The 22,576-nt window shown below is 71.7% G+C and carries 19 protein-coding genes; 5 read left to right on the plus strand and 14 right to left on the minus strand.

Features of this window, described 5'->3' with window-relative positions:
* Positions 1–98 precede the first annotated feature (98 nt).
* From ACIBK3_RS17225 to pstC, 5 genes are all read right to left on the minus strand, one after another.
* Positions 99–2,084 carry an Ig-like domain repeat protein gene (locus ACIBK3_RS17225; protein WP_399366340.1) on the minus strand — a complete coding sequence of 662 codons (1,986 nt, stop codon included), beginning with the start codon at positions 2,082–2,084 and terminating at the stop codon, positions 99–101.
* Between the two features lie 133 nt (positions 2,085–2,217).
* Positions 2,218–4,848, minus strand: a complete 2,631-nt coding sequence (locus tag ACIBK3_RS17230; RefSeq protein WP_399366342.1) for a hypothetical protein — start codon at positions 4,846–4,848, stop codon at positions 2,218–2,220.
* Positions 4,845–6,530: a phosphate ABC transporter substrate-binding protein PstS gene (locus ACIBK3_RS17235; protein WP_399366343.1), complete on the minus strand. Its 1,686-nt coding sequence runs from the start codon at positions 6,528–6,530 to the stop codon at positions 4,845–4,847. The genes ACIBK3_RS17230 and ACIBK3_RS17235 overlap by 4 nt, the downstream gene beginning before the upstream one ends.
* Positions 6,530–7,942 (minus strand): phosphate ABC transporter permease PstA, encoded by a 1,413-nt coding sequence (pstA, locus tag ACIBK3_RS17240; RefSeq protein ID WP_399366345.1) that lies wholly within the window; start codon positions 7,940–7,942, stop codon positions 6,530–6,532. The genes ACIBK3_RS17235 and pstA overlap by 1 nt, the downstream gene beginning before the upstream one ends.
* Position 7,943: 1 nt before the next feature.
* The gene (pstC, locus tag ACIBK3_RS17245; protein WP_399366347.1) at positions 7,944–8,906 is read right to left on the minus strand and encodes a phosphate ABC transporter permease subunit PstC; all 963 of its coding nucleotides are present in this window, start codon (positions 8,904–8,906) and stop codon (positions 7,944–7,946) included.
* A 386-nt stretch (positions 8,907–9,292) separates the two neighbouring features.
* Here pstC and ACIBK3_RS17250 point away from each other — a divergent pair, with 386 nt between their 5' ends.
* Positions 9,293–10,312 carry a hypothetical protein gene (locus ACIBK3_RS17250; RefSeq protein WP_399366349.1) on the plus strand — a complete coding sequence of 340 codons (1,020 nt, stop codon included), beginning with the start codon at positions 9,293–9,295 and terminating at the stop codon, positions 10,310–10,312.
* A 208-nt stretch (positions 10,313–10,520) separates the two neighbouring features.
* Here the strand turns inward: ACIBK3_RS17250 and ACIBK3_RS17255 are convergent, their stop codons facing one another.
* The 4 genes from ACIBK3_RS17255 to ACIBK3_RS17270 form a co-directional block, all read right to left on the minus strand.
* Complete coding sequence (locus tag ACIBK3_RS17255; RefSeq protein WP_399366351.1) at positions 10,521–10,646, minus strand: hypothetical protein; 126 nt, start codon at positions 10,644–10,646, stop codon at positions 10,521–10,523.
* A 333-nt stretch (positions 10,647–10,979) separates the two neighbouring features.
* Positions 10,980–11,255: a hypothetical protein gene (locus ACIBK3_RS17260; RefSeq protein ID WP_399366353.1), complete on the minus strand. Its 276-nt coding sequence runs from the start codon at positions 11,253–11,255 to the stop codon at positions 10,980–10,982.
* Between the two features lie 282 nt (positions 11,256–11,537).
* Complete coding sequence (locus ACIBK3_RS17265) at positions 11,538–12,419, minus strand: diacylglycerol/lipid kinase family protein (protein WP_399366355.1); 882 nt, start codon at positions 12,417–12,419, stop codon at positions 11,538–11,540.
* 55 nt (positions 12,420–12,474) lie between these two features.
* Positions 12,475–14,067, minus strand: coding sequence for an FAD-binding oxidoreductase (locus ACIBK3_RS17270; RefSeq protein ID WP_399366357.1), 1,593 nt, complete (start codon positions 14,065–14,067; stop codon positions 12,475–12,477).
* Between the two features lie 78 nt (positions 14,068–14,145).
* Between ACIBK3_RS17270 and ACIBK3_RS17275 the strand changes: the two genes are divergently transcribed.
* Together ACIBK3_RS17275 and ACIBK3_RS17280 are read left to right on the plus strand one after the other, a co-directional pair.
* Positions 14,146–14,742, plus strand: coding sequence for a TetR/AcrR family transcriptional regulator (locus ACIBK3_RS17275; protein WP_399366359.1), 597 nt, complete (start codon positions 14,146–14,148; stop codon positions 14,740–14,742).
* On the plus strand, positions 14,739–16,346 hold the full coding sequence (locus ACIBK3_RS17280) for a glycerol-3-phosphate dehydrogenase/oxidase (protein WP_399366361.1): 1,608 nt from the start codon (positions 14,739–14,741) through the stop codon (positions 16,344–16,346). Before ACIBK3_RS17275 ends, ACIBK3_RS17280 begins: the two co-directional genes overlap by 4 nt.
* 30 nt (positions 16,347–16,376) lie before the next feature.
* Here ACIBK3_RS17280 and ACIBK3_RS17285 read toward each other — a convergent pair whose 3' ends face one another.
* From ACIBK3_RS17285 to ACIBK3_RS17300, 4 genes are all read right to left on the minus strand, one after another.
* Positions 16,377–17,015, minus strand: coding sequence for a class I SAM-dependent methyltransferase (locus tag ACIBK3_RS17285; protein WP_399366363.1), 639 nt, complete (start codon positions 17,013–17,015; stop codon positions 16,377–16,379).
* Between the two features lie 115 nt (positions 17,016–17,130).
* On the minus strand, positions 17,131–17,418 hold the full coding sequence (locus ACIBK3_RS17290; protein WP_399366365.1) for a hypothetical protein: 288 nt from the start codon (positions 17,416–17,418) through the stop codon (positions 17,131–17,133).
* Complete coding sequence (locus tag ACIBK3_RS17295) at positions 17,411–18,244, minus strand: lysozyme (protein WP_399366367.1); 834 nt, start codon at positions 18,242–18,244, stop codon at positions 17,411–17,413. The genes ACIBK3_RS17290 and ACIBK3_RS17295 overlap by 8 nt, the downstream gene beginning before the upstream one ends.
* A gap of 130 nt (positions 18,245–18,374) precedes the next feature.
* Positions 18,375–20,414 carry a DUF1996 domain-containing protein gene (locus ACIBK3_RS17300; RefSeq protein ID WP_399366849.1) on the minus strand — a complete coding sequence of 680 codons (2,040 nt, stop codon included), beginning with the start codon at positions 20,412–20,414 and terminating at the stop codon, positions 18,375–18,377.
* Positions 20,415–20,791: 377 nt separating this feature from the next.
* On the opposite strand from ACIBK3_RS17300, the gene ACIBK3_RS17305 reads away from it, so the two are divergent.
* Positions 20,792–21,235 carry a hypothetical protein gene (locus ACIBK3_RS17305; RefSeq protein ID WP_399366369.1) on the plus strand — a complete coding sequence of 148 codons (444 nt, stop codon included), beginning with the start codon at positions 20,792–20,794 and terminating at the stop codon, positions 21,233–21,235.
* 24 nt (positions 21,236–21,259) lie between these two features.
* Here the strand turns inward: ACIBK3_RS17305 and ACIBK3_RS17310 are convergent, their stop codons facing one another.
* A complete protein-coding gene (locus ACIBK3_RS17310) occupies positions 21,260–21,673 on the minus strand; it encodes an SRPBCC family protein (RefSeq protein ID WP_399366370.1) in 414 nt (137 codons plus the stop codon).
* 211 nt (positions 21,674–21,884) lie between these two features.
* On the opposite strand from ACIBK3_RS17310, the gene ACIBK3_RS17315 reads away from it, so the two are divergent.
* Complete coding sequence (locus ACIBK3_RS17315) at positions 21,885–22,418, plus strand: DoxX family protein (protein ID WP_399366372.1); 534 nt, start codon at positions 21,885–21,887, stop codon at positions 22,416–22,418.
* The last annotated feature ends 158 nt before the right edge of the window (positions 22,419–22,576 follow it).

The following is a 22,576-nucleotide window of genomic DNA, read 5'->3' on the forward strand; positions in this document are numbered from 1 at the left end:
TGCTTCACAGATGGTCGTACTTCACAGATGGTCGTGGGGACCGGTCGGCCGGGGAGACACTCCCTCAGTGATCTCCCCGGCCGCCGGGATCCGGGGGGTCAGGTGGACTTGATGGTGAAGGCGGCGCCGTTCCTGGCGTACACCGTCGAGGAGCCCGTGTAGTAGGCGTGCATGGTGTGATAGCCCCTGGCGAGCAAGGGCAGGGTGATGGTCACCTGACCGGCGCTGAGGGTGCCGGTGGCGATCACTCTCGAGCCCTCGTAGATACGCACGGTGCCGGTGGGCGTGGTGCCGGGCGCGGTGACCTTGACGGTGGCCTTGGCGCGGGCGGTGTGGCTCACGGACGTCGGCGCGCTGGTCGCGACCGACGGCGTCGCCTTGGTGATCTTCAGGTAGATCTTCGTCGAGGACCCGTAGAGCTGGGTCATGCCGCCGTAGGACACGCTCAGGGTGTGCGTGGCGACCTTGAGGTGGTTCGACAGGCCGATGGTGACCTTTCCGGAGGTGTTCAGGGTGCCGGTGCCGAGGGTGGTGGTGCCCTCCTTCACGGTCACCTTGCCGCCGGGGACGACCGCGTGCGAGTCGGTGACGGTGACCGCGACCTTCGGGGTCCTGCCGTACGCGGTGGTCGCCGCCGTCGCCTTGGTGGTGCTGGTGTACCTGACCACGCCGGTCCAGGTGGCCGCCGTGCCCGCGCCGTTGAGGTTGTCGGCGGTGACCTCGGCGGTGTAGGTGCCGAGGGCCAGTCCGGTGAAGGAGTACGTCGTGGTGGTCGCCGGGAGGTCCTTCGTGGCGACGAGGGCGCCGTCCGCGTCCTTGAGGGTGACGCGGTAGTCGGTGACGGCCTGGGCGGGGGCGGGGCTGGGCGCCGTCCAGTTCAGCTTGACGCTCGCGTCGCCACGGGTGGCCTTGAGGGTGGGTACGGCGGGCGTGCTGGTGTCGAGGCCCGAGATCTCCAGGCCCCCGACCTTGGCGTGCTTGGCCAGGTTGACGGAGCCGTTGTACGACTCGTTGAGGAAACCGAAGTCCGCGATGACCTTCTCGGCGTTGTCCGAGGCCAGGGCCGCCTCGTGGGTGCCGCTGGTGACGAAGACGTCGTAGAGGTCCTTGTCGAAGAAGATGCCGGTCGTGTCGATCGCCCGGCTCGGGACGACGTTGTAGACGTCGCGGCCGAAGGTGGAGTTCTCGTAGTAGTGGGAGACCGGGGCGAGTTCGCCGTCGACGGTGGTGACCGGGCTGGTGACGCCGCCGGTGTCGCCGGGCAGCTGGACGCTCGCCAGGTGCGCGCCGGCGGCGACCGCCGTGTCGCTGTAGTCGGGGGCGATCCCGTTGTTCTGCGCGATCCAGCTGCCCACGGAGAACGGGACGAGTGTGCCGTCCTGGGTGAGCGCGGCGTTCGCCTGGTTCTCCTGGACGGTCGGCAGGCTGGTGTCAATGGTGTTCTCGTTCAGGCCGATCGCCGCGATGAAGAACTTGCGGGTGCCGGAGCCGCTCTGCGGGAGGACCGGGTGCACGGTCTGGCCCTTGATCTGGTGGGTGCTGCCGGCGGCGTACACGTCGTGCAGTTCGTCGGCCGTCAGTGAGTCCAGGCCGGAGCCGCGGACCGCGATGCCGATCGCGTCCCGCGCGAACGGGATGTAGGTGAGGGCGGTGCCGGACACGCTCGGGCCGCTGGAGGAACGGGCGAAGTCGACCTGGCCGGGGATGGCCACGCCGGCGGAGTTGGGGAACTTGTCACCGGTCAGCGACATGCTGAGCGCTGCGCGGCCGTTGCCGGAGCCGTTGGGGCGGGTGAAGGCCGGACCGGCCGGGCGGGTCTGGATGGTGGCGGAGCCGGTCGCGTCGTACGAGGCGACGCCCGCACCGGACGTCGACTTCACGGCGGTGCCGGCGTAGCTCGTGCCGTTGACGGTGTCGCCGGCCAGGGCGTTCAGCACGTCCTGAGTGGTGTCGGAGCCCACGCCGACCAGCTGGCGGAAGGTCCCCGCGGGGGTGGGGTCGGCGTACGCCGGGCTCGCGAGAGCCATGCCGCCGGCTACCACTGCGGCGGCGACCATGGCCGCCGTGGAGCGCGTTCTGCGCATCGAGAGTCTCCTGATGAGAGCGTGCGTGAGGTGGAGAGGGGAGGGATCTGGCAGGGTGGTGCGGGCCGTCCGCCCCGACTGTCCTTCGGGGCGGGCGGCCGTCTGTGGGGAGCGCCGCCGGGCGAGGCGGCGCTCACTGCCGCAGCAGCTTCCGCAGCCGCTCCGGCAGGGCGAGGGCCGGTATGACGGTCACCATGCGGCCGCCCGGGAGCGGTAGCCGCAGGGGCAGTCGCAGCCGGCTGCCGCCCGCGAAGGGCGCGCCCGCCGCTGCCGCCGCACCGAGGGCGGCTTCCACCGGGACGGCGTAGCGCAGGGCGTTCGCGGGGTCGGCGGGCGTCGTGCCCAGGGCGGTGGTGTGCACCGCGTCGCCTCCGTCGTACGACGCCGAGGCGGCGGGTGAGGCAGTGGCGCCGCCGGCCGCCGCGCCGGTGCCGCCGGCGGCCGTGTCACCGCCCAGGGAGCCGCCGGTGCCGCCCCCCGTGGACGAACTGTTCGAGGAGCCGCCCGTGCCGGCGCCCGCGGAGGAACCCTTCGAGGAGCCGCCGTGGCCGCCGGAGGTGCCGCCCTTGTAGGCCGCCAGGGCCTGGGCGGCGGCGATGGCGCGGGCGCGCAGCTTCTTCGGCAGCGGGGCGTATCCGGCGGGCAGCCGGCCCGGGTCCGCGCCGGTGATCTGTCCGTCGCCCGCCGCGTACCGCAGCAGGGTCGCGTAGTCCTTGCGGGCGGCCGTGTCGAGGTCGGCGGGGCGGGCCGCCGCGTAGACGAGCTGGGCCAGTGGGTAGGCGCCCTTCGCCTTCGCCCCGGTGGGAGTGATCTCGGCGACGCCCTCGCCGGATGCGCTCGCGGCCGCGGCGGTCAGGGAGGCGGTGTCCGGCGCGGTGAACCTGCCGGCCGTGTTGCGCAGCCGGGCCGTCTGGAGGCCGTACCGGGTGGCCGAGGCCGCGTCGGTGACGGTGATGAGGAAGCGGGAGCCGACGGTCTGCGGGCCCGGGGTCTTGTACGCGGGCGGGCTGGCCAGCGGGTCCCAGGTCGATTTCCACAGCCCGTCCGCGCGGCGGGTGTGCAGGGCGCCGGAGTGCATGTCGTCGACGTACGGATGGAAGTCGATCATGCACTGCTGCTGGGTGGCGCCGGTGCCCGGCGGGATCGTGCACCACGGGTCGCTCTTCGGGAAGTCGTCCGTGCGGGAAGGGTCGAAGGCCGCTCCGGTCGGGTTCAGGTCCGCGTTGGTGGCGTAGTACGGGTTGACGCGCATGCCCCAGTCGTCGGACACCCCGGCGAGGAACTGACGGGCGTCCTTGTCGGACAGGACCCACTGCCACAGCGCGCGGGCCGAGTCGGAGTGGCCCAGCGAGGTGAGCAGGTCGGTGTCGGTGGCCGGGGTCTCGGCGACCGACAGGTACGCGAACTGCGGGTTCAGCGTGATGAACTCGGGATCGGTCGCGAGACCGGCCGGGTTGTTCCTCGCCCAGCCGTAGCCCTTGGCGGCCGTGCCGCTGAGCACGGCTCCCCAGGGCGAGTTGCGGTAGGACTCGGTGAGCAGCTTGGCGACCAGGCGTGGGGTCAGGTCGATCGACTCGACCTTCGTACCGGCGAGTCTCGCCGCCGCGTCCGGTGCCCCGGCCCTTGGTCTGCGTTCGACGGTGAACCCGATGACGGTTCCTGACAGCGCGACCGGAGCGTACGACGTGCTGCCCGCGGGAGCGGTGGTGCCCTCGTCGGCGCCCAGGGCGCGGGTGGTGAAGGCGAGCCCGGAGGAGCCGTCGTCGGTGAGCCTCGCGCGGGCGTCGGGCTCACCGAGCTCTGTGTAGCCGTAGACCCTGCCGGACGGGCACAGCGCCGCCTGCCAGCTCGTCATGGCGTCGGCCGCCAGCTCGCTGCCGGCGGTGGGGCGTTCGGCGGAGCCCAGGGCGCAGTTGGTGCCGACCGGGTTGAACCCGAGCGGGATCGCGATCCGGTTCGCCCAGTTGGTGGAGGAGACCGGGGAGCCCGCGTTGACCTGGCTCTGGTCCGCGTACGGCTTCCCGTCGAGGTCGAGGTGGCCCTGCGGGACGATCACCAGCCAGCAACCGCGCGGATGTGTCGTGCCGTTGGTGGTGACCGGGGTGCCGCAGCCCAGATGCGGTGCCTCGTTGGCGGTCTGTACCTCGAAGAACTCCTGGCCCCTGCCGTCGGCGCCGGTGCGGGCGAAGTCGACCTCGTTGGTGGTGTTGCGGTTGAAGTACGGGTTGTTCTGGGTGTTGGTGGTGACGGTGGCTCCGCTGACCGGCTTGAAGGGGACCTCGCCGGGGGCGTTGGGGTTGGCCGCTCCGTAGCGGTTGTCCTGGCCGTAGTTGGTGGGGTCGGCGCTGTAGAAGACGCGACGGGTGTCGTCGTAGTCGTTGCCGGGCCAGCTGCCCCGGTCGGTGGTCGGGGAGGCGCCGTACTGGCACTGGGTGCGCGAGGGGCCGGGGTTGGCCGGGACGGTGCCGTCGTCGTCGCCCCAGCACTGCATGATCTGCACGAAGTCGGTGTTGAAGAGGGTGCCCGCGAAGGTGGTCGGGGTGCCGCCGGTCCAGGAGACGGTGATCGCCTGACTGGTGAGGTGCGTGGTCTGGTCGACCGTGAACCTCATGTCCTTGAACTCTCCGCGTCCGGAGACGGTGACGGAGGAGGAGGAAGCCGCGGCCGTCGCGGGCGGGGCGGCCTGGGCGACCGCGAGACCGGCCAGCGCGCCGACGGCGGCGCCGGCGACGAGGCGGGTGAGGACCCGGCGTACGGACTTCATCGCGAACCTCCGTCCGAGGAACGCCTGTCGGAGAGGACGCGGGACACCAGGGAAGGCAGCAGGATCAGCCCGAGCACCAGGAACGCGGCGAGCAGCATCAGTGTCTGCGCGCCCGTCCAGCCGGTGCGCCCCGCGACCGCGACCGGCTGGGCGAGGGCGACCGTGCCGTCGGCGGTCGTACCGCCGCCCGAGGCGCTGCCGGAGGTGCCGCCCGGGCTCAGTGTCTGCCCGGTGTCGGGGTCGACGGACGGCTGGGTGCCGGACCCGGAGCCGGGGCCGGCGGTCGTCGTGCCGCCGCCGGTGGAGCCGCCCGGCGTACCGGATCCGCCGCCGGTCGAACCGCCGGACGTGGCCCCGGAACCGCCGTTCGAGCCGGCCGAGCCGGCCGACCTGGCGCCGCCGCTGCCTGTCGTGCAGGGCGCGGCGCCCTTCTTGTCGCAGGCCGTCGGGTAGGGCGCGGTCTCGGCAAGCCTGTTGCGGCCGTCGGTGGTGAAGGTCGGGTTGTTGCAGTTGCGGATGTTGATGTTCTGCGCCCGCACGCCCGGGATCCGGCGGATCTGGTCGAAGCCCGCCTGCACCAGGTTGATCGGCAGCGGCGAGTAGCCGAGGTCGGGCGCCTGCTGCTGGCCCTGGCACATGAAGTAGTAGGAGAACGCGCCGAGCGTCTTGCCCTTGGCCTCGGTGAAGGTGCCCTGCACCTTCAGCGGGAGGATCATGTACGAGTAGCTGGACAGCGCGTAGTTGCGCCGGTCGCTGTCGTTGTAGACGCCGTCGAGCTGCTGGGTGAGGTAGTCCGGCGAGCTCTTGTCCGTGTTGATCCTCGCCTTGAGCAGCGAGACCGCCACGTTCTGCGGGGTCGGCTCGGTGTAGTAGCCGGCGTGGTTGAGGACCTTGGCGACGGGATAGTGCGCGTTGAGGGCGTAGGAGTAGTTGACGTAGCCGATCGCGCCCTCGCCGTAGTTCTGGGCGACGTAACCCGCCACGCCCAGGTCGCCGGACTGGGCGATCATGCCGGAGACGGTCGGGTAGTACGAGGTCTGCCCGCACGCCCCCGAGCGGCCGACCTTGGCGCAGTACGCCTGCCACAGCGACTTGTGCTGGTTGGCCATCCACATCGTGAACTGGGCGGTGGAGCCGGAGCCGTCGGAGCGGACGACGGGCACGATGGTGCGGTGGGGAAGTGCGAGCCCGGGGTTGTCGGCCTTGATGGCGGCGTCGTCCCAGGTCTTGACGGCGCCCGTGAAGATCCTGGTGACCACGTCACCGGAGAGGCGCAGGTTGGTGACCCGCTTGCCGTTGACGGTCAGGTGGTACATGAACACCGTGCCGCCGGCCACGATCGGCATGTAGGCGTACGACCCGGAGGCCGGCCGCTCCGCCGCGCTGCCGTCGGTCGGGTGGGTCTGGAAGGGGATGTCCGAGACCGCGAAGTCGACCGTGCCGCTGAGGAACTGGCGGCGGCCGTCGGACGATCCGGTACCGGCGTACGAGATCCGCATCCCGTACTGGTTGACGGCCCGGCGCCACTCGTCGACGGCGTTCTCCGCCCAGGTGGACCCGGCCCCGGCGATCGGGGTGTAACTGTCGGCGGCGGCGGGGCCGGCCCCCGTCCCGGCGAGGATGCCGAGCAGGGCGGCCAGGATGCCCAGCCGGTGCAGGCTGGTCCTGAGGTGGCTGAGCATCAGTCGCTCTCTCCTGTGATGGGCTGTGGCGCCCCGCCCGCGGTGTCCGGGGCGGTGGTCCCGCCCGTACCCCCGCTGCGGGATGCGTTGTCAGGTGCGGGTGGCTCCAGTGGAGTCGTCTCGCCATCGGCGGCCCCGAGTGCACTCGGCTCGTCGCCGAGGCCGGGTCCGGAGACGTCACCCGCCGGTCCGGGGGCGGGCTGCGGCTCGGTTTCGAACAGGGACAGCCCCGCAGCGTGCAGTTCCGCGAAACGGGCCGCGTCGCGGCGGGAGGCTCGGGCTGTCCGGCGGGTCTGGTGGCCGGGGCCATGACCGCCGATGAATCGGGCGATCGCGAAGAGGATCAGGACCAGGGCCATCAGGACCGCCGCCGCGCCGAAGCCGCGGGCGATCATCGCGGGCTGCGGGGACTTGACGAAGTTGAAGACGGCCAGCGGGAGGGAGACCATCGGGCCGCTCACCGGGTCGGCGTTGAGGGCGGCCGTGAAGCCGGCGGTGAGCAGGACGGGTGAGGTCTCGCCGATGCCGCGCGCCGTGCCGAGGATGACCGCGGTCGCGAGGCCGGAGCGCGCCGTCGGCAGGACCACGTGCCACACCGTGCGCCAGCGCGGGGCTCCGAGGGCCTCCGCGGCCTCGGTCAGGGTGCCGGGCACCAGGCGGAGAACGACGTCGGAGGCCCGGATCACGATCGGCAGCATCATCACACTGATCGCGAAGCCCGCCGCGAGGCCCGACTTCTGCAGGCCGAGGCCGAGGATCCAGGTGGCGTACACCATGAGCCCCGCCACGATCGACGGCAGCGCGGTCATCGCCTCGACGATGGTCCGTACGAAACGGGAGAAGCGGCCGGGAATCTGGTTGAGGTACACCGCGCAGGCCAGACCGAGCGGGACGGTGATGGTGAGCGCGATGGCGATCATCATCAGCGTGCCGAGCATCGCGTGCGCGATGCCGCCGTGGGTGAGCGGGTCGAGCGGGCCCGCCGCCTGCATGTCCTGGGTGAAGAAGTTGCCGTGCGGCAGCGCTTCCCGACCACGCCACGCGGTGAAGCCGACGACGAGCGCCAGCCCGCTGAAGAGCAGGCCGGCCGCGGTCCAGAGGATCACCGTCATCACGCGGTCGCGCACCGCCTGGCCGTTCTCCTCCAGGCCGGTGAGGACGGCGTACACGATGAGGAAGGCACCGTACGCGGTGACGGTGAAGCCCAGGCCGCCGGAGAACGGCGCGATCTGCCCGAACAGCAGCACCGCGACGCACAGGCCGGACGCGGCGGCGCCGACCAGGGACAGCACGCCCGAGCGGGTGGGGCCGCCGATCCGGCGCCACTGGTCGGGGAGTTGAGCGGCGAGGGACGCCTCGGAGACCGGCGCGGCCGGTGCCGTGGGGTCCGCGATGTTTTCCACGACGGTCATCTCATGCCTCGCTCTGCGCGCCGGACCGGGAGCGGGCCACGACGGTGGAGGCGGTGAAGTTGACCGCCAGGGTGAGCAGGAACAGCGCGAGACCTGCCGCCATCAGCGCCGACATGCCGAAGGTGGAGGCGTCGCCGTAGTGCAGGGCGATGAGCGAGGAGACCGAGTTCGAGCCGGTCTGCAGGATGTGCGGCTGGATGACGAAGACCGGCGAGATGATCAGGTAGACCGCGATCGTCTCGCCGAGCGCCCGGCCGAGCCCCAGCATCGTGCCGCCGATGATGCCCCCCTTGCCGTACGGCAGGACGACTGCGCGGATCATGCCCCACCGCGTGGCGCCGAGAGCGTATGCGCCCTCGCGCTCGCCCGCCGGGGCCTGCGCGAACACTTCCCGCATGACCGAGCACTGGATCGGCGCGACCATCAGCGCGACGACGATCCCGGCGACGAACGTGGAGGCGGTGTAGACGCTGTCCGAGGCGAGGGGGTCATCGGGCCGGGTGCCGTCGACGGCGAACAGCGGAATCCAGCCAAGCCAGGTGGACAGCCAGCGCGACAGCCCGATCACGTGCTGCTGGAGGAAGAAGAGGCCCCAGAGGCCGTACACCACCGAGGGGACGGCCGCCATCAGGTCGACCATGGTGACGAGGGTGCGGCGCAGTCCGCGCGGGGCCACGTCGGAGATGAACAACGCGGTGGCGACGGCCAGCGGCACGGAGATCGTCACCGCCACGGCGGCGATCAGCAGGGTGCCGGTGAGCACGGCCGCGATGCCGAAGTTGTGCACATCCGGCTGCCAGGCGGCGGTGGTGAGGAACCCCAGGAGGCCTTTGGCGCGCAGTGCCTGACCGGCCCTCAGCAGCAGGAACAGTCCGACGGCCGCCATGACGGCGAGGACGGCGACGCCCGTGGCCGTCAGCTGGTACCGGAAGATCCGGTCAGCGAGATCACGTGCCGCGTACAACCGTCGAGGGACGGGTCTGTCGGGCTCCGGATCGCCGGAAAACTCCACTGCGGACACCACGGCAGGCCCCCAAAGAAACGATTCTCCCCATGCGACTTCGTGATCGAGGCACGCAGGGAGAGTCAATGGCCGGATCTTGTCGCTCCAACCCGTCGAACGATGGACCAAATGTGAACTGTTGACGACTTTTTCGTGGGACAGCTATGGAGTGAGTGCACGGGAGTGAGGGGCGGGTCGGTGGAGTCGACCACCGGTGAGCAGTGACCGAGCAAACATCCCAACGCCATCCCCTCCAGCCTTGTTCACCATTTATCCCCCTTGACGCGGGTCGTCCGTTAATGCCTTGGCGGGAGATTGGCGGACCTCAAGAACAACAGGAGGATGCGATGAGAACGTGGCGTCGTGCCGCATCAATCGCCATGGCCCTGGGCGCTTTGTCCCTGACCGTCTTCGCGGAACCGGCGGCGGCCGGCCCCGAGGACGACGCCCCTTTCACCTTCGCCGTCATAGGTGACGTACCGTACGGGGCCGCCGAAATCGCCGCCTTCCCCCGCGACATCAGCCAGATCAACGCCGACCCCGACGTCCGGTTCGTCGATCACCTCGGTGACATCAAGAACGGCTCCACCGTCTGCAGCGACGCGTACTTCCAGCTGATCAAGTCGGATTTCGACCAGTTCACGGATCCGCTCGTCTACACCATCGGCGACAACGAGTGGACCGACTGCCACCGGCCGAACAACGGGTCGTACAACCCGCTGGAGCGGCTGGCCACGGTGCGAAAGGTCTTCTTCCCCCGGCCGGGTTGGACGCTGGGGCAGGACAGCGTGCGTGTGACCTCGCAGGCCGAAGAGGGTTATCCCGAGGACGTCCGGTACACGCGGGCCGGGGTCGCCTTCGCCGCTCTGCACATCGTCGGCAGCAACAACAGCATGGCGCCGTGGACGGGCAACAGCACGCCCACGTCGGAACAGACCGCCGAGGTCCGGGGGCGTACGGCAGCCGTCATCGAGTCGATCCACGACACCTTCGCCGACGCGCGCCGTCACCACAACAAGGCGGTCACACTGCTCACGCAGGCCGACATGTTCGACCCGACGGTCACGGACCCCTCCTTCGCCGACTACTCCGCCTTCCAGCCGATCGTCAGGACGATCGCCCAGGAGTCCGCCGCGTTCGGCGGCCCGGTCTACCTGTTCAATGGCGACAGCCACGTCTACAACAGCGACAAACCCCTCGCGGACGGCTCTCAGTGGCTTTCCTTCTACGGCGTCACGACTGCCGCGCCGAATCTCAGCCGTATCACCGTTGACGGGTCGAACAACGCCACCGACTGGCTGAAGGTGACCATCTCTCCCGGCAGCCAGCAGGTCCTCAGCTGGACCCGGGTGCCGTTCACATCCTGACCCCCGGACCGCACGCGGTGCCCGCCGGGCCATACCCGGCGGGCACCGCCGCGTTCACCCGTCGGCCACGCCGCGCGTACGGCCTCCTCGCCGACCTGCTGTGCCGCCGGTCAGCCGCAGCCGGCCCATGATCTCGCCGAGTCGGTCACCGTGCAGCCTGGGGAACCGCTCGCCGCGCACAGGGGCAACGCGTCGGTGGACGGCAGCCTCAGCCCGCGACCAAGCCCTGATTGCGCACGTAGGTCGTCCAGAGCTGGGCGAGGAGGCGGGCGACCATCGCCTCGATCAGGGCGACTGCCGCCTTGGTGAGTATGGAGGTGAGCAGGTGCGGCATGGGAGGCTGCCTTTCTTTGCGTACATGTCCGTGCTCGTCCTTTCTGCACCCTTCGCGCTTCGGGCAGGCGGAACCCAGGTGTCTGGCAGGTGAACTGTCCATGATGTCCGGGTTGCGCGGCTGGCGTCGGGAAGAGCCCTGGCGCCGTCACCGCTCACTGAGGGCACGATCCGTCCGGCAGGTACCAGGGAGCGGGTGCAGGACAAATCCGAGGGCCGGGAATCCTTGCGTGCGCTGGATCCGACCAGGTGCCGCGGTACTGGTCGCACGCTCTGCTCCGCGTGCGCACGCCCGGCGGCGTTCGGCCGCCGGGCGTCGACCGGATGGGCTTCTTCAGCCGCTCTGCCTGACGGATTCACCAGCCTGGGTCTCGCGGTCCGCACTGCCTCGCCCGCCCGCGTTCCGCGGTTCCGTTTTCCTGCCGCGCAACAGCCAGGTTGCCCCGCCGACGGCCAGGGCGACCGGCCATTCCAGGGCTCCGGCCACGGCCATCGCGCCCAGGCCTCCGTAGAAGACGGCGTCCTTGGCGGACGGCATGCCCGGCATGCGGGACGTGGCCTCGCGGCTCGAGCCGACCGCGTCGTCCCGGGCGATATACGGGATCGGCACCGCGGGGTGCACCGTACGCGTGTGCAAGTGCAGACCCGCCCCCTTGTGCGCATGGGTTTGAGGGGTTTGTTGTTCTTTCTCTTGTGGTTGTGTCCCTGCTGCCTTGGTCATGCCCTGTCCTCCCTTCGTGGGAGTCGGCTTAGCGGGCCTCCTCCAGTGTGACGCGCTTCCGGCCGGAAAAGGAGGAGAATCTGCGCAAACTTGCCTAAATGGGAAACGGTCGTTGTGGCCACCCGTGGGCCGCGGTTGCCGGGCCGCAGGAAGCAGTACGACAGCAGTTCCTCAGCGCAACACGCGCAGCGCCCCCGGCAGCACCCGCGCCGTGACGGGAAGGACCGCTTCCACCTCGCCGTCCGCGCCGTAGGGGACCGGGCGGTCGGCCTCGATGCGGATCTCCCTTCCGCGCAGGACGCGGACCTCGGGGCGGTGGACGTGCGTGCCGGACCTGAGCTCGTTCATCAGGGCGAAGAACAGCCGGCGCGGTGCCTCGCGGATCATGACCACGTCGAGCAGGCCGTCGTCGAGGCGGGCGTCGGGGGCGATGAGGCGGCCCGAGCCGTAGTGGCCCGAGTTGGCGGCGACCACGGTGTAGCCGGTGTGCGGGTGTTCCTCGCCGTCGACGGTGACCCGGTAGCGCGCCGGCCGCCAGGTGGTGACGGCTCTGAGGCCCCCGGCGTAGTAGGAGGCGGTGCCGCGCAGGAGTCGCGCGTGGTTGGCGTGGCGGTTGGCCAACGCGTCGACCCCGGCGTACACGCTGCCGAGGACGACCCTGCGGTCGTGGACGGCCGAGCTGACCTCGATGGTGTCGACGCGGGACGGCTCGTGGTGGAGCAGGACGCGGGCCAGGCCTGCCGGGTCGGTGGGCAGGCCGAGCGCCCGGGCGAAGTCGTTGCCGCGTCCGGCCGGGACCAGCCCGAACACGGCGTCGGTGCCGCTGAGGGCTCCGCCGACGCGGCCGGTGATGCCGTCGCCGCCGACGGCGAGGACGACCCGTCCGTTCTTCCCGGCGGCGCGGGCCAGGTCCTCGGCATGGGCCAGGCTGTGGCTGTACTCCGTCTCGAGTTCGGCCCCCGCCTCCCGCAGCAGCCGGGCCACCCCGAGCAGGGTCGCGGCCCCGGTGGATCCGCCCGCGGTGGGGTTGACGACGGCGGTGAACTGGCGCATCTGGGTGTCTCCGGTGGGCGGGTGGGAGCGGCGGCAGGCGAAGCGGGGGTGCGGGTCAGTCCGGGGGCAGGAGGACCGCGGGGTTGAGCAGCCCCGCCGGGTCCAGGCGTCGTTTGACCGCGCGCAGGGCTGCCACGCCGAGCGCGCCCGCCTCCTCGGCGTACCAGTCGCGGTGGTCGGTGCCCACGCCGTGATGGTGGCTGATCGTGCCGCCCGCGGCGAGGATCGCGTCGCCCGCCGCGTACTTGGCCCGTGCCCAGTGGGCGAGCGGATCGTCGCCCTGGGCCGAGACCACGGTGAAGTACAGCGAGGCCCCGTTCTCGTAGACGTGGGAGATGTGGCACATGACCAGGGGCGGGGTGCCCGCGTCGGTGAGCGTGGCGGTGAGCGCCTCGCGGACGGCGGCGTACAGCCCGGGGAGGCGGGACCAGAAGGCCGCCGTCTCCAGGGTCTCCGCGAAGGCGCCGGCGTCGAGGAGGGAGTCGCGCAGGTAGGGGGCGGAGTAACGGCCGTGGGCCCAGCGCCGGCCCGGTTCCTCGCCCAGGGACGTCGCGCCGCTCTCGCGCAGGACGGCGGCGGCGCGTTCCGCGCGGTACGCGGTGTCCTCCTCGGTGCCTTCGAAGCCGGCGACGACCGTGCAGCCGGCGGACCGGGGCCCTGCCGGGGAGCCGATGGCGTCGGGCTGGGCGAGACCGATCATCGTCTCCGTCTCGTCGGACAGCCGCAGAACGGTCGGGCGCGGGCCGTCCTGGGCGAGCCGGCGCAGGGCCGCCGTGCCTTCCCCGAAGGAGGGGAAGTGCCAGCCTTCGTAGCGGCGGACCTGTGGGACGGGGCGGATCCGGACGGTCACGGACGTGATGACCCCGAAGGCTCCCTCGGAACCGAGGATCAGTTGACGCAGGTCGGGTCCGGCGGCCGAGCGCGGGGCGCGGCCCGTGTCGAGGGTGCCCTCGGGGGTGGCGAGAGTGAGGCCCAGGACCATCTCGTCGAAGCGGCCGTAGCCCGCCGACGCCTGCCCGCTGGAGCGGGTCGCGGCGAATCCGCCGATGGTGGCCCACTCGTAGGACTGGGGGAAGTGGCCGAGGGTGAAGCCCCGTTCAGCCAGCAGCGCCTCGGCCCGGGGGCCGCGCAGACCGGGTTGCAGGGTGGCCGTGCGGGAGACCGGGTCGAGAGCGAGCAGCCGGTCCATGCGGCGCAGGTCCAGGGCGACGAAGGGCACGCGTCGGCCGGGGGCGAGGCCGCCGACCACGGAGGTGCCGCCGCCGAACGGGACGAGCGCCAGCGCGTGTTCGGCACACGCCCGTAGGACGGCGAGCACCTCGTCGTGGCTCGCCGGGAGGACGACGGCCGCCGGGAGGTCGTCGACTTCGCCGTCCCGCATCCGCAGCAGGTCGGGGGTGGACTTGCCGCGGGTGTGCCGGATCCGGGTCTCCGCGTCGGTGCGCACGTGCGTCCCGCCCACGGCCGAGACCAGTTCGCGGTGTGCGGCCGGGGTCAGCGCGGAGGGGGGTACGGGGATCTCCGCAAGGCCGACCGGTTCCGTACCGCGTGGCCTGACGCCGAGCAGGTCGCGCAACAGCCCGGTCACCGTGTCCGGCAACGGCCGGCCCCTGGCAGGGTCGCCCCAGCCGTTCCACAGCATGTCCATGACTGTCGTCCTCACCGGTCGGTCGGAGTGGTGCCGTCCGTGGCCTTCGGCGGCTCAGCGGGCGTTACACTGTGACACATGACGCCTATTCGTCACAACGGCTCGGACGACAGAGTCCTCGACGCGGTGCGGGACTGTGTCCTGGCCGTCGGGGTCCGCCGCACCACGCTGACCGACGTGGCCCGCCGCGCCGGGGTCTCCCGGATGACCCTGTACCGGCGCTGGCCCGACGTACGAACCCTGGTCGGTGATCTGATGACCCGGGAATGGGTGGACGTCGCCACCCGGGCCATGCCCGAAGGGCGCCCCGGAACGGACGCGCGCACCCTGATCGTCGACGGCCTGGTGGCCGGCGTGGAGGCGTTCCGCGCGCATCCCCTGTTCCGCAAGATCATCGACGTCGATCCCGAACTGCTCCTCCCCTATGTGCTGGACCGGCGCGGGGCGAGCCAGGCCGCCCTCCTGGGACTGCTGGCCCGGGCGCTGCGGGAGGGCCACGCCGACGGGTCGGTGCGCCCGGGGCATGTGGAACGGCAGGCGCGGGCCGTGCTGCTGGTCGTGCAGTCCTTCACCCTGTCCCTGCGGACCATGACCGACGAGGACGACACCGAGCTGAGCGACGCTGCCTTCCTCAGGGAGCTGCGGACCATCCTGGAGAGGACCCTCACGTCATGAGCACCATGAGCATGGCCGGCAGCCCGGCGTCCGCGGTGCCGTCACCGGCCTCGTCCCTGTCCGCCGCCCGCCGCTCGCGCGAGCTGACCGCCGCCGTCGAGGGGTCCGTCGCGGACGTCCTGGTCGTCGGCCTCGGGGCGACCGGTGCCGGGGTCGCCCTGGACGCCGCCGCCCGCGGCCTGAGTGTCGTCGCCCTGGACGCGCACGACCTCGCGTTCGGCACCTCCCGCTGGAGCTCCAAGCTGATCCACGGCGGGCTGCGCTACCTGGCCTCCGCACAGCTGGACGTGGCGTACGAGAGCGCCGTCGAACGCGGGGTGCTGATGGAGCGTACGGCACCTCATCTGGTCGGCGCCCAGCCGTTCGTGCTGCCGCTGACGCCGCTGGTCCCGCGCGGTCAGGCCGCCCTGGCGTGGGCCGGTTTCCGGGCCGGGGACAGCCTGCGCCTGGCGGCCCGTACGGCCCGGGCCACCCTGCCCGCACCGCGCCGGCTGTCCGCGGTGGAGACCCGGCACCTGGCCCCCGCCCTGCGCGCCGACGGGCTGCGCGGTGGCCTGCTGTCCTGGGACGGCCGGCTCACCGACGACGCCCGTCTGGTGACCGCGCTCGCCCGCACGGCCGCCGCCCACGGCGCCCGGATCCTGACCCGCGTCCGCGCCCTGGAGCTGACCGGCTCCGGCGCCCGGGTCCGTGACGAACTCACCGGCGAGGAGGGCCACATCGGCGCCCGCGCGGTGGTCAACGCCGCCGGGGTGTGGGCGGGCGACCTGGTCGACGGCATCCGGATCCGGCCTTCGCGCGGCACCCACCTGGTCCTGCGCGCGGAACAGTTCGGCCCGCTGCCCGCGGGCGTGCACATTCCGGTCCCCGGCGAGACCGACCGTTTCGTGCTGGTCCTGCCCCAGGGCGACGGCCGGGTCTACGTCGGCCTGACCGACGAACCCGTCGAGGGGGAGGTCCCTGACGTGCCGGAGGCGCCCGAGGCGGACATCGGGTTCCTCCTCGACATTCTCGGTTCCGTCCTGGACGTCCCCGTCCGCCGCGCCGACGTCGTGGGAGCGTTCGCCGGTCTGCGTCCGCTCCTCGACACCTCGGCGCACTCCGGGGGCACGGCCGCCAGGACCGCCGACATCTCGCGCCGACACGCCGTGCTGACCTCGCCGGACGGTGTGGTCACCGTGGTCGGCGGAAAGCTCACCACCTACCGGCGGATGGCCCAGGACGCCGTCGACGCCGCCGTGGCCGCCCGCCGCCTGTCCGCCGGCCCGTCCCCCACCGCCTCGCTCCCCCTCGTCGGCGCCGCCTCACCCCGCGTCCTCGGCGGCGTGCGGGCACCAGGGCGCCTGGTCCGGCGCTACGGCACGGAGGCCGCGGCCGTCCACGCGCTCGGGGCGGACGACTCCCGTCTGCGCGCGCCCGTGGTGCCGGGGCACCCCGTCACCCGCGCCGAACTGCTGTGGGCCCTGCGGCACGAGGGGGCGCTCGACGAGGCCGACCTGCTGGACCGGCGCACCCGCATCGGGCTGGTGCCCGCCGACCGCGCGGCGGCGCTGGAGACGGTGCGCGAGGTCCTGGGCGAGGCGGTGGCGGAGCAGCCCGGCTGAGGGCCCCTGTGCCAGTCCGTGAGGGCGGGGTCAGTGACCGGTCCTCCGCAACCGCCACACATGGTCGTCGCGGTACCCCTCGACTCCCTCCGGGGAGACGCTCGGCTTGCGCACCGTCTCCCGGGTCTGAACGGTCCAGCTCTCGTCCGGCAGGGCGAGCGCCGCCGACAGGCCCGCGAGCGTGGGGAATTCGGCGTCGAAGGGCGCCTCCTCCTGCCACGAGGGCCAGCCCGCGTGCATGACGATCAGGAGCGTGCCGCCCGGCGCCACCGCGGCGGCGGCCCGCCTCAGGACCGTGTCCTGGTCCAGCGGCACCGGGGACTGCAGGAACTGGGCGCTGACAAGGTCGAAGGATCCCTCGGGGAACGTCACACCCAGTTCGTGCCGCTCCCACTGGACGCGGTCCCCCACTCCGGCCTGAGCGGCATGCCCGGCCGCGCGCTCCAGGGCCGTACGGGAGATGTCGACTCCCGTGACCCGCCAGCCGCGCGCGGCCAGCCACACCGCGTCCGCCCCCTCACCGCATCCCAGGTCGAGCGCGGTACCGGGCTCGAGATCGCTCACCTCGCGCACGAGCAGCGGATTGGGACGGCCGCTCCAGACGGGGCCGCCGCCCTGGTAGCGGGCCTCCCAGAACTCGGCGGCCTGCGTCGGGTGGATGTGGGTCATGGCTCCTCCTGCACGGAACACAACGGGTCGTCGCAGGAAGCCTCCGCCGTGGCGGACGCAGGGGCCAACGAAGTTGCCGGTACGGCAACAAGGGCGTCCGGTCCGCCCTGTCGGACTACTCCTGTTCCGACCGCCGCACGGCCGTTTCCACGTCCGCCTGCACCTCCTGCCGCGAGCGGCCCCGCTCCTTCGCGTACTGGGCCAGCGCGGCCTGGGCGTCACGGTCGAGGTCGCGCCAGGCCCGCCACGCGGTCTCGTAGGTGGCGGTCTGCTGCTTGGTCCACTTGTGCTCGGTGGGCGGACCGAAGGAGTGGCGCAGCTCCTCGACCCGGTTGTGCGCCTGTTCCGCCGCGCGCTGCTTCTCCACCACTTCCTCGAACACGTGGACCATGTGCTCAGCCACGAGCGAAGGTCTCCAGCTTGTCGGCGGAGCCGCGGAACTTGTCGTGGTCGCCGACGGTCGGCCCGGTGGAGGTGTACTGCCACATCGTGTACTTGTTCCAGCCGGCCGGGAGCGTGCCCACCGTCGAGGCGTACTTGGCGATCCACAGCGGATTGGCCCCGAATCCGGCGTAGTTGCCGGTGCACTGGGTCCACCAGGTGCTCGCCGTGTAGATGACGGCGTCCCGTCCGGTACGCGTCTTGTACCGCTTCAGGAAGGCGCGGATCCAGGAGACCATCGCGCTCCGCGACTTGCCGTAGCAGGACGCGCCGTACGGGTTCCACTCGATGTCGAGCGCTCCGGGAAGCGTCCTGCCGTCGTCGGACCAGCCCCCGCCGTGGTCGACGAAGTAGTCGGCCTGGGCGGCGCCGCCGGTGGTGTCGGGGGTCGCGAAGTGGTACGCCCCGTGGATCATGCCCATGTCGTACGAACCCCCGTACTGCTGCGTGAAGTAGGAGTTCTTGTAGTACGTGCCTTCGGTGGCCTTGGCGTAGGCCCAGCGGACCCCGCCGTTCCACAGGCTGGACCAGGCGACCCTGCCCTGGTAGCTGGCCACGTCGACGCCGTGGGTACGGCTGGCGCGGGTGTCGACGGGGACACCGTGCTGGCCGTCGTGGGCCGCGACGCCCATGCCCATGAAGGCGGAGCCGCGGACGGGCGAGGGGTCGGGCACCGCGGAGGCGGCGGGCGGGGTGAGGTGGACGGAGACGGCGGCGAGCAGAGTGCCGGCCGCGAGCAGACGTGAGCGGCTCAGGGCCGCGGTGATGGATATTCGCACGTTCTCCATCTGACCCGTACTCTCGCTCCCGCGCCTCGCCCTGCTGACCCGGCGGAGTGAACGCCGCCGGTCCGCCACCCGGTCGGCGGCAGGTACGGACTGCTGCCGGGGCGGCGGACCGGTGGTCATGCGCCGGGCATCACGCGGAGTTGCGCCTGGTGCGTACGAGGAGCAGGAAGCCGCAGATCAGGAGGACCGCGCCGGCGGCGGCGGGCCACAGCTGCGTCCCGGTCTCGGCGAGGCTGCCCCCGGCGGCCTGGGGTGCGGATGGGGCAACCGCGGACGGCTGCGCCACGGCACCGGCCGCGGACGGCGCGGAGCTGACCGCCTCCCCGATGTCCTGGCCGGCGGGCTGGTTACCACTGCCGGTCTCGGGCACCGCGGCGATGGTCTTCGGCGCGGACTTGGGTGTGAGGGAGGCCTTCGGCCCGTTGCCGCCGGGCTCGGTGGGCGTGTCGCCGCCGTTCGGTGCGGTGGTGGCCGGCGTGTCGGCCGGAGGCTGTGCGGTCTGGTCGTCGCCGGAACCGCCCGGCTGCGCCTCGCCGTTGCCGCCGCCCGGAGCGTCCGTGACCGGCGGCGCCGCCGTCGGCTGGTCCTGCGGGGCGCCACCTTCGCCGGAACCCTGGTCACCACCCGAACCCTGCTCGCCACCTCCGCCAGAACCCTGGTCACCACCCGAACCCTGGTCACCGCCTCCGCCGGAACCGTTGCCCGTGCCGGCGCCGCAGCTGCGGCCCTCGTTGATGCAGTCGACCATCTGCCCCATCAGGTTCTCGTCGAAGACGTTGATGAAGTCGCCGTGGTCGGTGACGGGCTTGTGCAGCTGCTCGGGGAAGGAGTCCACCGCGAACAGCGGAGTCGTCCGGCCTCCGTCCTGCAGGCTCGGCGCGTCGACGTCGTAGACGATGCGCTGCACCAGCTGCGGGATGGCCTTGAAGCCCTCCGGGCAGGTGCCGTCGGCCTGCGCGAACGCCACGTGGGTGCGGTGGTTGGCGCTGTCGATGTTCGAACCGTCCCAGCAGCTCTGGAACTTGAAGCTGCGTACGACGTCGCTGCCCTGCGGACACAGCGGGTATTTGTCCTTCAACTGCCGGTCTTCGAAACCAGTGCAGCTCCAGGACGCGTTGGCGTTGGCTGTTCCGTTGACGAACGCCTTGGCGTCGCCGGTGATGATGCGCAGCAGCCTGGGCATGGCCGTGACCTCGCTGCGCGGGTTGCCCACGAAGGTCAGGGTGACTTCCTTGGGGGTGACGATCTCACCGGCGTTGCCCTCGATCCCGCCGCCGGGAGAGTTGGCGTCCTGTTCCTGGGTGCCGTTCTGCAGGCGCAGCACGGGCCAGTAGTACGTGGACTTGTCGCCCTGGTCGACGCAGCTCGTCTCCGCGTTCGCCAGGTCCTCGTCGCTGGCGAAGGCGTTGTTGGACTGGTTGCCGACGTAGTCGTGGAAGTGGTGGGCGCCGTTGGAGACACCCGGGGCGACGATCACGTTGTCCGAGTTGAACAGGCCGTTCGCGTTCACTCCGCAGCTGGTGGCGAAGGTGCCGCTGGAGCCGTCACCCTGGACCTGCGGGTTCTGCACGTTGGGCTGGACGGTGGTGATGTCGGCGTAGTCACCGGCGACGGGTCCGTTGCCGGCCTGACCGCCGTTGCCCTGCTGTCCGCCGCCTTGGTTCTGATCGCCGCCCTGGTTCTGATCGCCCTGATTCTGGCCGCCCTGATTCTGGTCGCCCTGGGCTCCGTCGCCTTGGTCCTGACCGCCGTTCGCGTCACCGCCGGCCTGGTTCTCGGCCTTGCGCAGCGTGCAGGGTGCGAGGGCGTCGAGCCCCTCGGGGCGGTCCCCGACCCGGTCGATCGCGGCGGCGATCCGCTCGATCGTCGCGGCCCGTTCCTCCTTCAGCGGATTCAGGACGCTACCGGCGTCCGCGTCGCTCTCGAGCTGCGCGGCCGTCGCCGGGTCCATCAACCGCTGGTAGGCCACGGCCGTCTGCTGGTCCAGAGCGGCGAGTTCCTTGTCGACGTCCGCCCGCGCCTCGTCGGGTACCGAGGTCAACCGGGTTCCGACGTCCGGGCAGTCGAGCGTGCCGGCTCGCCGGGTCTGCGCGTTCGTCGCGCCGCCCGAGCCGTCCTCGGTGGCGGACGCGTACACATTGACCGCGACGAGTCCACCTCCGCCCAGCATCAGTGCCACTGCGGCAAAAGTCGCACGTCGTGCGCCTGTCGGGCGTCTACGCCTGTTGCGTACCACGGACTCTCTCCTGCGCCTGTCGACCGGTCGAACATGATGGAAATCCCCCGTCCCATACGGACGAGGGTCCCTGGGTGTTCAACCGACCCGGAAATTCACAGAAACCTCCATGAGCCCCTGAAACCAGGTCCGTTCCGAACCAGGGCCGTTCGAAGCAGGGGCTTCCTGGACCAGGGGCCTTCCGGACCGGGGAGCGCCTGTGGCGTGCCTATCTGGAGGCGGATCATGTCCGTTTCATCGTCGAGGAGAGACTGCGCGAGGCGGTGGAGGAACGCGCGGAGATCAGGGAGCGCCTCCTGGGAGCCGATGTCGTGCCCGTCCTCAGGGAGTCCCTGCGCGCCGGCCGGGGCTCGCTGGCCGTGCTGAACCTGCTGCGCGAGGTGGGCGGGGACCGTCCCGACGTGGTCCACGCCCTGCTGCCCGAGCTGTACGAGTACTGCCTGAGCGTCAACAAGCCGGGCATCTGGGGCCGTGAGGTCGTGCGGACGCTCGCCGCGTCGGTCCCCCTGCACGACGAACTCGCCCCGCTGGTGGACCGGACACTGCGCGACGAGGTGACCGACGTCTTCGCGATGCGGGCCCTGGGGATGCTGCTCGACGACATCGACAACACCGACGGCACCGACACCGCCGCGCTGCCGGCACGGTGGCGGCGGGCCGTCCTCGCCTCGCCGGACGCCGACGTGCGCGAGATCGCGGAGGAGTACCCCGCCGACGACGGGGCGGATGCGCCGGCCGCCGCCGACGGCGACTGACCGGCCCGGCGGGCGGACCTCCGGTCAGCCTGCCGCGTCGTCGACGCGCAGCCGTACCTGTTCCTCCAGACGTCGCAGGCTGGAGTCCAGGGCGTCCTGTACGGCCTGGTGGCCCGGGTCGTGGCTGTCGTCGAAGAACGACAGGTGCACGGTCACCTCGCTGGCCCCGCTGTCCAGGCCGGCGACCTGCAGCCAGCCGGAGTAGGCGCCCTGGTCGCGGGTGCCCCATTCCAGGCGCAGCTGCTCGGGCCGCGCCTGGAACAGGGCGCGGGTGTCGTCGTTCTGGCGGTCCTCGTGCACCGTGACGGCCGGCAGGTCGTCGGCGCGTACATGCAGGTCACCGGGCAGCCAGGAGTCCAGCTGGTCCACATGGGCGGCCTGGTCGAAGACGTGCTCGGGCTGGGCGGGCATCGTGCGGGAGCGTTCGTACTCGGTCATCGGCGCACCGTCCCTCGGTTCGGACATCCGACAGGACGCGTTCCCGGCCTGCCGCAACCGAACCGGCCCGCGCGACACCGGTTCGGCGCCGGACGCCGAATGAGCCCGACACCGGTGGGGAACCCGGGACCAGCAGTCCTGTCCATGCTTCCGAATGTCCGAACGCCCGAATTTCCGATCTTCCGATCTACCGAATGTCCGAGGAGGGCCCATGAGTCTCCTGCGCCTGGCCGGCCGTCCCTTGCTCGCCTCCATGTTCGTCGCCGGTGGCCTGAACTCCGTGCGCGATCCCAAGGAGCTGGCTCCGGTCGCCGAGCCCGTCATCCGCCCGGTCACCGAACGTGTCTCCGCCCTGCCGGACCGCACCGAACAGGTCGTACGGCTCAACGGTGCCGTGCAGGTCGTGGCGGGCATCCTGCTCGGGATGGGACGTGTTCCCCGGCCGGCCGCCCTGGCCATCGCCGCCACCCTCGTGCCGACCACACTGGCGGGGCACCGCTTCTGGGAGGCGGAGGACCCCACCGAGCGCGCCCAGCAGCGGATCCACTTCCTGAAGAACCTGTCGATGCTCGGCGGTCTGCTCATCGCGGCCGACGACACCGGCGGCCGTCCTTCCCTGTGGTGGCGCGGCCGCCACTCCGCCCACGGCCTGCGTCGCGAGGCCCATCTGGTGCGCCGCTCGGTCCGCGCGACGGCCCGTCCCGCCACCGCGGCCGGCCGCGTCCGTGCCAAGCTGCCGGTCTGATGCCGATCGCTGAGATCGCTGACGCCTGACTCGCGGCCAGTGCGTGAGCGACGGGGCGCGGACCTGACGGTCCGCGCCCCGCTCGCCCCGTTTCCGGTTCACCCGGGTCCCTGGGTCCAAGGTGTCAGGGGGGTCCAAGGGGTCCAAGGGATCCAAGG

It is taken from the genome of Streptomyces sp. NPDC050287 (genome assembly GCF_044459385.1).
GTDB lineage: Bacteria > Actinomycetota > Actinomycetes > Streptomycetales > Streptomycetaceae > Streptomyces.